The organism is Desulfovibrio sp. GTC20076 (assembly GCF_055385905.1).
The window spans coordinates 2,500,788-2,512,545 of record NZ_AP039366.1; the positions used below are offsets into that span (position 1 = coordinate 2,500,788).

The 11,758-nt window shown below is 59.8% G+C and carries 9 protein-coding genes and 1 riboswitch; of the genes, 2 read left to right on the forward strand and 7 right to left on the reverse strand.

The features are described 5' to 3' along the window. Positions 1-110: 110 nt before the first annotated feature. The 5 genes from trxB to ACZ495_RS11090 all read right to left on the reverse strand — a co-directional run bounded on the left by trxB (position 111) and on the right by ACZ495_RS11090 (position 6,152). Complete coding sequence (trxB, locus tag ACZ495_RS11070; RefSeq protein ID WP_072311357.1) at positions 111-1,025, reverse strand: thioredoxin-disulfide reductase; 915 nt, start codon at positions 1,023-1,025, stop codon at positions 111-113. A 246-nt stretch (positions 1,026-1,271) separates the two neighbouring features. Further along, complete coding sequence (grdB, locus tag ACZ495_RS11075; protein WP_012623765.1) at positions 1,272-2,576, reverse strand: glycine reductase complex component B subunit gamma; 1,305 nt, start codon at positions 2,574-2,576, stop codon at positions 1,272-1,274. A gap of 31 nt (positions 2,577-2,607) precedes the next feature. Further along, entirely contained in the window at positions 2,608-3,894 is a 1,287-nt protein-coding gene (grdE, locus tag ACZ495_RS11080; protein WP_012623764.1) for a glycine reductase complex component B subunits alpha/beta, read from the reverse strand. A gap of 1 nt (position 3,895) precedes the next feature. Beyond that, positions 3,896-4,261: a GrdX family protein gene (locus tag ACZ495_RS11085; RefSeq protein WP_177247173.1), complete on the reverse strand. Its 366-nt coding sequence runs from the start codon at positions 4,259-4,261 to the stop codon at positions 3,896-3,898. Positions 4,262-4,430: 169 nt separating this feature from the next. Beyond that, positions 4,431-4,532, reverse strand: a riboswitch (glycine riboswitch). A gap of 597 nt (positions 4,533-5,129) precedes the next feature. Continuing rightward, a complete protein-coding gene (locus tag ACZ495_RS11090; RefSeq protein ID WP_012623761.1) occupies positions 5,130-6,152 on the reverse strand; it encodes an SDR family oxidoreductase in 1,023 nt (340 codons plus the stop codon). Positions 6,153-6,423: 271 nt separating this feature from the next. On the opposite strand from ACZ495_RS11090, the gene ACZ495_RS11095 reads away from it, so the two are divergent. Continuing rightward, the gene (locus ACZ495_RS11095; protein WP_464262273.1) at positions 6,424-7,572 is read left to right on the forward strand and encodes a glycosyltransferase family 4 protein; all 1,149 of its coding nucleotides are present in this window, start codon (positions 6,424-6,426) and stop codon (positions 7,570-7,572) included. A 359-nt stretch (positions 7,573-7,931) separates the two neighbouring features. After that, positions 7,932-9,281 carry a sugar transferase gene (locus tag ACZ495_RS11100; RefSeq protein ID WP_464262274.1) on the forward strand — a complete coding sequence of 450 codons (1,350 nt, stop codon included), beginning with the start codon at positions 7,932-7,934 and terminating at the stop codon, positions 9,279-9,281. 137 nt (positions 9,282-9,418) lie between these two features. On the opposite strand, the gene ACZ495_RS11105 is transcribed toward ACZ495_RS11100, so the two are convergent. Both ACZ495_RS11105 and thrC read right to left on the reverse strand, forming a co-directional pair. Beyond that, a complete protein-coding gene (locus ACZ495_RS11105; protein WP_072311361.1) occupies positions 9,419-9,868 on the reverse strand; it encodes a GyrI-like domain-containing protein in 450 nt (149 codons plus the stop codon). A gap of 216 nt (positions 9,869-10,084) precedes the next feature. Continuing rightward, on the reverse strand, positions 10,085-11,530 hold the full coding sequence (gene thrC, locus ACZ495_RS11110; protein WP_464262275.1) for a threonine synthase: 1,446 nt from the start codon (positions 11,528-11,530) through the stop codon (positions 10,085-10,087). Positions 11,531-11,758 lie beyond the last annotated feature (228 nt).

An 11,758-nucleotide genomic window follows, 5' to 3' on the forward strand; every position in this document is an offset into this window, starting at 1 on the left:
GAGCGCTGTCACTTGAAAGAGTTGCTTAACGGCAGGGGGGCCTGCCAGTGTCTGCTCCACGGCAAGGCGCAGGCCTTGCGGCGCATGCACCCGCTCTGTTGCGTGACGCTCTAGTGTTGAAGGTAGGCATAGGCCGCCATGGCGGCCCGTGCGCCGTCACCGGCCGCTGTGACGACCTGCCGCAACGAGGTGTTGCGTACGTCGCCGGCTGCAAAAATACCGGGAACAGAGGTTTGCAGCTTGTCATCGGTGATTATCCAGCCACCGGCATCCGTCTGCAGCAGGCCATGCAGAAATTCCGCATTGGGCAATGTGCCGATGAAAATGAACACGCCGCTCAGATCGATCTGGCGCATTTCATTGGTTTTCACGTTGCGCACCATGATTTTTTCAACCATGTCGCTACCTTCAATGGATTCCAGCACGCTGTCCATCACAGGTACAATCTTGGGATTTGCCAGGGCGTGCTCTACCACAAGCCTGTCGGCACGAAACTCGTCACGGCGATGGATGAGGTATACCCTGGAGGCAAAGCCCGTAAGGTAGCAGGCTTCTTCCACAGCGGTATTGCCACCGCCGATGACAGCCACTTCAAGATCTTCAAAAAAAGCCGCATCGCACACGGCGCAATAGGAAACGCCCATGCCCGTGTATTTTTTTTCGCCGGGGCAGCCCTGTTTGCGAAAGTAGGCTCCGCTGGCGACAATCACGGCCCCGGCGGCGATTTCCGTACCGTCCTTGAGGGTGATGATCTTTTCGTTGCCGCGCACCTCGAGCTTTTGCACAGAAACCGAACGGAACTCCGCCTTGAAAAATTCCGCATGCGCACGAAACGCATCGGCCAGCCCTGTTCCCGTGCCGTCAATGATGCCGGGATAGTTTTCCACCCTGCTGGTGGTCAGTATCTGGCCGCCTGGACGGCCTTTTTCCAGAACAAGTGTATCAAGACCGGCGCGCTTGCCGTAAATGGCGGCAGAAAGGCCCGCCGGACCTGCGCCGATGATGACCAGTTCACGCTTTTCCATAAAAACTCCTTGAAGGGCCGTATGCGTACGCCGTGGCGTTATCCGGCCGCGAAGTCTGCTGTGTGTTCCTTTGGTTTCCGGCTCCGGCAAGGCCCGGCATGCGGGCGAGCGCCTTTCGGGACCGGACGGCCATGCCACGCAATCGTGAATAGAGCCGCCTGCCCGCCGTTTGGCCGCCGGTCTGGCCCCGGCTTCCGGACGCTTTTGCGACGCTGCCGGAAGCCGGAGAATGAAAACCCGTGCGGGCTAGAACACCGTTTGCCCGTCTACCCCGGTGGAAAGGGCCTGAAGGGCCTTGAGCACCAGCTCGCGTCGCAGATGCTTTTCTTCAGCGGCAGAAAGTTCGGGATTGCCCAGGGGGTGAGGAATGGACACAGTGGGCACAATACGGTTGGCCCCGATACTCAGGGAAATCGGCACGATGGTGCACATGTGGACCACGGGCACATCGGCAGCTTCTTCAATGGCCTTGGCGAGCGTTGCACCGCAACGCGTGCACGTGCCTCAGGTGGATGTGAGTATGACCCCGTCCACATGTGCGGCCTTGAGCTGCGAGCCGATTTCTGTGCCAAACTTGCGCGAATTGGCTACGGATGTACCGTTGCCCACAGTGGTGTAGAACACGTTGTAGAGCTTGCCGATCCTGCCTTCTTTTTCCAGGTCGCGCAGCACGTCTATGGGCAGTACGCGATCGGGATCCTGATTGGCGTAGGTCTGGTCATAGCCGCCGTGAGCGGTGAGGTACCTGCCCTTTTCAAGGTCGGTAACGCCCTCGATGCTGTAGGCGCCGAAGTTCTGGGCCGACGAGGCGGCGATATGGTCGGGGTTGCCTTCAGGCACGATGCCGCCCGAGGTAACCACGGCGATGGTGGCCCTGCTCATGTCGGCAATGGCCGGGCGCGGCTCCACACGGTCGAATATGGGCATGGCGTATTCGGTCTTGAACTCTTCGCCCCCGACCTTCTTGATGAGCATGCGTACAGCGCGCTCGGCCCCGGGTTCGTCATAAAACATGTTCTTGCGGATGCCCTTGGGAAAAACGCCTTCGGCCGCCGGGTCGGCGATTTCTTCGCCGCGCAGCAGCTTAAGCACCACAGCGGCCATGGCAGGTACGGCCTTGCCCATGCCGCGGGCGCTGTCGGCCGTTTCCACAATGGTTACTTCCTTGCGGTACAGGTCCACACCGGGGCTTTCACGGTACATGCCGCTTACCACGGGCAGGCCGAGCTGCTTGTTGACTGCAGCGCACACCGCGCCGCAGGCAGTGCCGTAGCGGCCCGCGTTAAAGGCAGGCCCGGCTATGAGGCCGTCAGCCCCGAAGCTCTTTACGGTTTCCACCATCCTGGCGGCCACGGCGTCGAGATTGTTGGCGCAATAGTTATCGCCGCAGATAAAGGTAGCCACGATTTCGGCCTGATCGCCCAGAGCGGCCTTGAAGGCCATGCCGGGACCCACGATGCCCTCGCGCACTTCGGGGCTGACGTCGGCCTTGTCTTCACCGCCGATACCGGCAAAAAACTGATTTATATAATGCACAAGCTTATATGCCATGATAGTCTCCTGCTCCTTGAGCCGGACGCCCCTACAGGGTGCGGCCGCCAATGCGGTTAAAGCCCAGTTCGTTCGTGGCGCCGAGTATGGCCTGCAACTCCACTTCAAGGCTGCCGTCCTCGCGCACGGAGCCGAAGAAGCCGCCCGCTATGGTTTCGGCCGGAGCCTGATCGCCGATGATTTTCTGCATGGGCGGCAGGATGATGACCTCGTTGGCATTGCCTGCGGTCACGCAGGCATCGCCCTCGGGGCAGGAGTCGGCCAGAGACTGGCTTGAGCCGTCACGTCCCGCGAATTCGTCGGTGATGAGCACGGTTCTGATGCCCGCCTGCTCGGACTTGCGGCAGTTCATGATGAGGTCGGCATCGGGATTGCCGAAACCCTCTTCGCTGATGACCACGGCATCAACGCCCATCATGCGCGCCAGCTTGACCGCATAGGAAGAGCTGCGCTTCTTGTCCGCCAGGGTCACGTTTTCGTTGGTGATGATCACGCCGACAAAGTTCAGGTCCTTGCCGTGATGATCGTACAGGCTGCGGATAACAGGATTGTTCAGGTGCACGTAGGTATTGTTCTTGTCGCAGGCGGACACGCAGTTGCCGGATATGATGGCCCCGTCCATAACTTCCGTGGGGCTGATCATGGTCGGCAGGATGCGCTTGGCGTCCACGCCGTAAACCCAGGTATCGTGCAGCAGGCCCTGAGACTGCAGCATGTAGATATAGGCCACCCTGGGCAGGCCGGGATGGGCGTGCATGGCTTCGCTGAATGGCGGAAAATCAAACTCTTCCACCTTGTCCGCTGTGGCCTCCTTGCAGGCGGCGGCCAGATAATGGGCCGCGCGCAGGCCTGCCAGGCGAAAGCAGGCCTCGCACTGGTGCGGCTCAAGGTCGGCGGCGGCAGACAGCGCAAGGGTCAGGTTGCAGGTCTTTGCAAAAGGGGTGTAGTCGGCGCCGGGGCCGCTCATGTCCACGATGCCTTCCTGCGGGGCCACCACGCGCCCCGTGGTCAGCACGGCCATGCCGGTCAGTACCAGCGTCTTGCCCTCCCCGGCATTTTCCACATCGCCGATCCAGCCGGGAAATACCTCTCCCGGGCCTTCCAGCTTGCAGCGGGGTTCAATAGCGTCTTTCACGGGCATGATGCGCACGCTTTCGCCGGGGTGAGCGGCGTCAATCTCGACACTGTCAAGGCGTTCGTCCTGCTTGAGCAGGGCTGTCAGCTCTTCCCGGTTGACGGTAAGCACGCCGTCGCGGATGCCGGTGTGCGCGCCGAAGGCCAGCTTGCTGACCATGATGCGGTGTAGTTCCAACTTCACGTTACATCTCCTTTTCGTGCGGAAGCCTGGCCGGTTCTGAACCGGATGGCCTCCAGTGGGGGGGCGAAAGGCTTGCGATGCTACAGTTCAAACTCTCGATAGTTGCGCGTAAAAGTTCCACGTCCACAAAGGCGCAGTCCCGCAATGCCCGGCCCTCAAGAAGCACGGGAGCGCGGTGGGCAGCGGCGGCATAACGGGCCTGGGCCTGCTCGATGAGGTCAAGGGAAGAGACGTCCACCGGGGTGAAAGCACCCGGGGAGTCACAATGCTCGGGAGAAGAAAGGACAAGAGAACGATACGGCATCTGCCATGGCAAAAAATTGCCATAAAGGGGGTGATTGGCAAGAAGCCAGCCACGGTGGATCAGGTCGCGCGCCGCGCGAACAACAGACGCGCCTCAGCCCGAGATGAGTCTGATGCTCAAACCCTCGGGCGACATATCCTGAAAGCGGGGATTGTTGGTCACAAGGACGTGGAGCATAAGCGTACCTGAAGTTTGATGGCACGCCCTGTCTCCACAAACGGATTCAGTAGCACGAGAATGCGCGATTCTTTTACCTGAGAGTTTCGGCCTGGCGGCTTTGCCCCTTCGGTGCCCCTAGCTTTTGGAAAGCTGGAGACTCTCTCACGCATTAACCATGGCTAACAAATGACCCATTGAGAAAAAAGTGTCAAGCTAGTTCGCGATGGATATTTTTTTCACAATGCTCGCGCAGCAAGGTTTTTAAGCAACTTGCGGTATTATATGGCAATAAAAAATACCATTAGCGGCATATTTTTTATGCCCGCCTCATGAGACAGCACTTTTTTTGCGTGCCTGGTTCACGCGGCAGCATAAAAGCCCAAGGCAAAAACACAATAGGAAAACGTGTTACGAACAGAGAGAGCGGGCCGGCACTGCATGCTGCCGCCCCGCTCTCTCATTGCGCACAAAAATAGTGTCGTCGCAGGCAAAAAAGCTTTTCGGGGGAGTGGTCACACCAAGACCGGTCAAACCCTGACCGCCAAAGGCCGTCGCGCCCTGAGCAACAAGCCCCGGAACCGCTTCTCCCTGAAGCCGCGCAGGCGGCTCGCAGGCAGACGCCTGCCATAACACCGCAGCACAGCTTGGACCGTCACCCGAAGAACCCGCGAAAAACCGGAACGCTATCGGCGACGCTGCCGCGCGCCACAGCAGGCGCGCACAATTCTGGGAACGCACACCCGCAGATGTCCATTCCCGAAGGCAACAGGCTCTACAGATTGGCGGCGTACCAGTCGCCTGCGAGCCGCAGCCCCTGCCGCACGTCAAAGCGGGGGGCATAGCCAAGGCGCGTCTCGGCGCGGCTGATGTCAGCCAGGCTGTGGCGCACGTCGCCCGCGCGAAAATCACGGTGCTCAACATCGGCCTTGGCGGCTTCGGGCTTGTGGCGCGCCACTTCTTCACGGATGAGGGCAAAAAGTTCGTTAAGGGTCGTGCGTTGCCCAAAAGCCACGTTGTACACGGTATTGGCAGCCTCGCCCCGGGCAAAGCTCGCCAGCAGGTTGGCCTCCACCACGTTGTCGATATAGCAGAAGTCGCGGCTGGTTTCGCCATCGCCGTTCACATAGACGGTTTCCCCTTTGATGAGGCTGGCAAACCACTGGGGAATAACCGCCGCGTAAGCTCCGTAAGGGTCCTGGCGCTGGCCGAACACGTTGAAGTAGCGCAACCCGACACTGGAAAAACCGTAGCAGCGCGTAAAAACATCGGCGTACAGCTCGTCCACATACTTGGTGACGGCATAGGGCGACAGGGGGCGGCCGATCTTGTCTTCCACCTTGGGCAGTTCGGGCGAATCGCCGTAGGTGGAAGAAGAGGCGGCATACACAAAGCTTTTTACCCCGGCATCGCGGGCAGCCACCAGCATGTGCAAAAACCCTGTGATATTGCAGCTATTTGACAGCAAGGGATCATCAATGGAGCGCGGCACAGAACCGAGCGCGGCTTCATGCAGCACATGCTGCACGCCTTCACAGGCCTTGCGGCAGGTGTCTACATCACGAATATCACCTTCGATGAAGGTAAAGCGGCTCCAGGCTTCCGGCCCCACAATATCACGGACCATATCAAGATTTTTCTGATACCCGGTCAAGAAGTTGTCCAGCCCCACAACGGTCTGGCCCAGCCCGAGAAGGCGTTCAAGCAGGTTGGAACCGATAAAGCCCGCCACTCCGGTAATCAGCCAGCGGGAAGGAGAAGCCTGCATAGTGGCACACAGTTGGGAATACGCGCTCATGTTTGCGTCCTGTTTTTTGCATTGATTTTTTGCCCGCGCACCGTCGTTGCAAGAGCTGACGGACGCTTTCGGGCGGCCATAATCCTACGCTGCCGGGCCGCGTCTGTAAAGCCGGGCGAGGTATGAGGCATGACGTGCCGGGCAGCATGGCGAAATTGGAGGGCAACGGCCCCCTTTTCACTTATCTTGCCAGGTGCTATACATTGGCGCATGCGTTCGCGAGCCGGCACAACAGCGAAACGGCGCGACGCGCAAAGGGAGATGCAGGCAAATGAAGATCATCGTTCTGGGCAACCAGGCCAGGTCCATGAGCAATTTCTGGAGCGTGCTGATCCGCCGGATGCATCGCGCCGGACATGAGGTTGTCTGCTGCGCCCCGCCGGGAGACCCCGGTTCGGAGGCGGCGCTGGCAGCCCAGGGCGCACGCCTGCTGCATTACCCCCTTGACCGCAAGGGCCTCAACCCCCTGCGCGATCTGCGCACCACCGGGGCCTTGCTGCGCCTGTTCAAGGCTGAAAAGCCCGACCTGCTTTTCAGCTCTACCATCAAACCCGTCATCTACGGCTGCATTGCCGCGCGAGTGGCGGGGATTCCGCACGTGTACGCCACCATAACGGGCCTGGGTTACGCCTTTGAGGCCGACAGCTTTTTCAAAAAATGCGTTAACAGGCTGAGCGCCCTGCTCTACCGCACGGCCCTGGCCGGGACTGAAGGCGTATTTTTCCAGAATGACGATGATATTGCCGTGTTTCGGCGAGCTGGCATTCTGGGCGCGCGGGCGCGCATACTCAAGGCGCGCGGCACCGGGGTGGACACCAGCCGCTTTGCCCCCGCCCCGCTGCCCGGGCTGGAGGCTGACGGCAGCCTTGAAGGACCGCCGGTTTTTCTGCTGGTAGCCCGGCTGCTTGAAGCCAAAGGGCTTGAAGAATACACCCAGGCGGCCCGTACGCTCAAGGCGGCGCACCCCCAGGCACGTTTTCTGCTGCTCGGCCCGGCCGAACAGGGGCTTGGCAGCATAAGCCTTGAAACCGTGCGCCAGTGGCAGACCGAGGGCTGCATAGAATACCTTGGCGAAACGCGCGATGTGCGCCCCTATGTGAGCGCCGCCCATGTGATGGTGCTGCCCTCCTGGCGCGAAGGCACGCCCACCTCCATCATGGAGGGCATGAGCATGGGCCGCGCAGCGGTGGTGACAGATGCCCCGGGCTGCCGTGAGGTTGTGCGCGACGGCTATAACGGCTATCTTGTACCTTTGCGCGACCCGCAGGCCCTGGCGGCGGCTATGGAAAAATTTATCCGGCAGCCGAAGCTTATGGCTGAAATGGGGGCCAACGGCCGCCGGATGGCCGTGGACGAATTTGACGCAGAAAAGGTCGCCGTGCGCATTCTTGAAGACATGCGCGTACCCGCGCTTGCGTAAGCTGACGAAAATGCACATGCCGGCAAACATGTGCTGCGGTTCAACCGTGCACCGTGCGCGGCCGGGCCTCAGGTCCGGGTCTCATGCAGGGCGGAGGGCTGCCGTACACACAACCCGGCGGGTAATCAGGCGTGTACAGGCAGTACCAAACCGCTGCCGGGCGGAAGGCGGCATTTTCCCCACAGCCCCGGGGAATCCCCGGTCCCGGGGCGACAATGGCTCCTCCGCAGCGCAGCCGCCCGTATTTCTGTATGCGGCGGGTGACATCTGTCCTGCACCCGTAAGAACAGCGGCGACAAGTACGGCTCAAGCATGACACGCTATTGGCAAGGCTAATCTCCTTCAGAGGATAATTTGCAATGATAAGCAGCTATCGCATGGGTCTTTTGCAGGTTCTGGACCTGTTCTGCATCCTGCTGGCCCTGACTATTTCAGGCATGACGACCATTGCCCCGGACCTGAGCGTTTTTGACGACTACACCGGGGCTTCGCTCTTTACCATTTTTTTCTATATGCTGTTTTTCTATATCCTTGATGCTTACAATGTAGGTAACGAGGACTTCAAGGAGACCACAGGCCGCGTACTTGTGGCCTGCCTGCTGGCCATCGTGTCCTCTGCCACGGCATCCTACGCCTTTCAGCACTGGCGCTTTGACCGCAAGACCATCACCCTGCTTTTCGCGCTTTCTTTCTGCCTCAGCCTGCTGTGGCGCTGGCTTTACCACCTCAATGCCGACAGGCTCACCCACCCCCTGCGCATCCTGCTGGTGGGCGTGGACCGCGCAGGCAAGGTGCGGCAACTGCTGGCCGAAGGCCTGCCCCAGGCGGAAATTCTCGGCTATGTGGGCGAGCGTGATCAGGGGCCGGATGCCGGACCCTGCCTTGGCCCGCCCTTTCTGGCTCTGGACATAGCCCAGGAAAAAAAGGCCACCATGATACTGTTGCTGCCCGATGCGCCCATTGATGACGACATCGCCCACGAGCTTTTGCAGGCCAAGCTGCGCGGCAGCATGGTGGTGGACATACGCAGTTTTTATGAACATGTGGTGCAGCGCCTGCCGCTCTCACAGCTCACCGATGAGTGGCTGCTACAGACCGAAGGTTTTTCGCTGAATACGCGCGGTTCACTGCGTCGCCTCAAACGGGCCCTGGATGTGCTGATCTCGCTGCTGCTGCTTATACCCGCCACGCCCGTGATGCTGCTCACGGCCCTTATCGTGCGACTGGAGTCGCCCGGCCCGGTCATTTACAAGCAGGACCGCGTGGGCCTTTTTGAAAAGGAATTCACGGTGTACAAGTTCCGCTCCATGCGGGCCGATGCAGAAAAAGACGGCGCCGTCTGGGCCAGCGCCAAAGACAGCCGGGTCACTTTTTTCGGCCGCTTTATCCGTAAGGTACGCATAGATGAGCTGCCGCAGATATGGAACATCCTCAAGGGCGACATGAGCTTTATCGGGCCGCGCCCCGAGCGCATGGCCTTTGTGCAGAAACTCAAGGAAACCATCCCGTACTACAGCCTGCGACACACGGTAAAACCCGGCCTGACCGGCTGGGCGCAGGTGTGCTACCCCTACGGCGCGTCTGAAGAAGACGCACGCCGCAAGCTGGAGTACGATCTCTATTACATCAAAAATATGTCCATCCTGCTGGACATAAACATTATCTTCAAAACTATCGGCGTGGTGCTCTTCCCCAAGGGCGCGCGCTAACGCCGGGGCAGCCCTAGCGGTCCGGGCGTAGCCCCCGGCCATTCCCCTTGCAGCCAGCAATGCAAAACCCCGCCACACGGATAATTGGGATTCGTGTGGCGGGGTTTTCATACGTCATGGCCCAGTCGCAGATGCGCTCAGCCCTTTAACGGCACATAGATTTCAAAAGGAACGTCAGGGCACCAGGCCGGAGGATACAGCTCGAAGCACGGGACCTGCTCGTTATATGCATAGGTTTCCTGGCTGCCGAGCCATTTTTCAAAAATGAACATGTAGGCGATCCCGATACTTTCCAGGTCCGGCACCCGGCAGGCCACATATGTTCCCGCGGGAACATCCACATGGCCCATATCGGCCGGAAGTTCGCGTCCATCCGCTTCCACCGCTGCCCAGTATTCGATCTCCTCGGCACTGAGCATGATGGAAACGCCAAAGCTCTGCCTGCCCTCAATACCGGGCATGCGCGGCCCAAACCGCTGCCAGACGGCCGGACAATCCTGCTGCGCATGAGCCAGCGAGGTGCGAACCTTCATGCCCGTCAGGCGTGTCGCCGGAAAATCCACAACAGTTGCCTTGAATTCATCCACGAGATGCTCCTTGCGTTAAGGTACTTCGCCTCTGGAATACCGGCTGTTTTGCAATGGCCCGGGATTCAGCCTGAACACGCTGCGGGCCAAACAAAGACAGTGAAAGCACGTTACCTGTTTATTTTTCTGCTATGTTTTTCAATTTTTCACAGCTAAAGCAAAAAAGGGACCTTTGCAAAAAAGTCCCTTTCTTTATACAGCCTATGACAAAAAACCTTATTTTTTCTGCAATTTCAAACGCTGCACCACGGCTTCCGCCCCCAGTGAGGCGAATTCCGCCACATCCCGCCCTTCGCGAGCGCTCTGGGGCAAAAGCAGTTCCGGCAGGTTTGCCAGGCTCCTGTCCGGCGATACGCCATACTCGGGCGGGAAGGCATCGTTGAAATACATGTCCTGAAACCCGGCAAACTTGAGGGCATGGGCCGTGGCGTCAAGCACAGCGTGCTCGTGGTCGCCCACAAGGCCCAGAGCGCGGGCATTGCGCAAACCGGCCAAACATTCGCCGCCCTGGGTACAGGCAATGTGACCGTGACGGTTTGCCATAATCATCGCATCCATAATCTGCTGCTCGGTTACGCGCACGACCTGGAAGGCGCGCTCGCCGCCGCTTTCCATAAAACGCTCGGCCAGCATGCGCACGCGCGGAAATGAAACGGGATTGCCTATCATGGCCGCCTGGGCCACGCTGGGCTGCACGGTCACCGGCTGCCAGCAGCGGGAGCCTGCGGGGGCGTCATAGTAGCGCCACACCGGATCGGCATGCTCGGACTGTACGCCGAAGATGCGCGGCAGGCCCGTAATCATGCCAAGATCAAGCATTTTCAAAAAGCCCGACATGATGGCGGTGACGTTGCCTGCATTGCCAATGGGCACAAAGAGACACTGGTCCGTCATATCCCAGCCATACCACTGGGCCACTTCATACGCGTAGGACTCCTGCCCCAGAATGCGCCAGCTGTTCTTGGAGTTGAGCAACGCCACGCGGTAGTTTTCTGCCAGCAGCTCCACCACCTTCATGCAGTCGTCAAACACGCCGGGCAATTCCAGCACTGTGGCGCCGCTGCCAAGGGGCTGCGCAAGCTGCTGGGGCGTCACCTTGCCGTGGGGCAGCAGTACCACGGATTTGAGCGGCGCGCCCACATAGGAGGCGTACAGGGCCGCGGCTGCCGAAGTGTCGCCGGTGGAGGCGCAGACCGTCAGCACTTCGTCCCACTGGTTGCGACGGCAAAGCCACTTGAGATAGCTGAAGGCACAGGCCATACCCCTGTCCTTGAAGGAGGCGCTGGGGTTCTGCCCGTCATTTTTGTAGGCAAAAGCCACGCCCGTCATGTCACGCAGGGCAGCGGAAGCTTCCACCACCGGAGTAATGCCTTCGCCCAGATAGACGATATCGTCTTCGTCCAGCAGGGGGGCGAGCAGCTCGTAATACCGGAAAATCCCCTTGAGCGCTGTGGAGCGGCTGGCGCAGCGATCGTCAAAAATCTTTCGCCATTCCTGGCCGCTGCGTTCTTTGAGCCTGGCAAAATCCAGGTTTTCCAGCAGAAAAACGCCGCCGCACTGCGGGCAGGTATACAGCAGGCTGTCGCCCGGGTAGCGCGCGCCGCAATCAAGGCAGACATATTCCATGCGGCCGCGATAGGCCGGAAAATCCGCGTGGGCCATGTGACGAACTCCTTTTGGCATCAGGAACAGAAACCGTTTATCCAGCGGTGGCTCGTGCCGCCGCCGGAGCATTCCTCCGGGAACGCTCCGGAACATTTTACCTGTAGGAACAGGGCTTACCAGAGCGTGCAAAACGCCCGTTGCGGCGCGCAGCCGTATCGGGGCGTTGCGCCGTGGCCGCATCCGCCAGCCTTCTGGCTGCGTCCAAAGCGTTTGCACCTTTGAAGC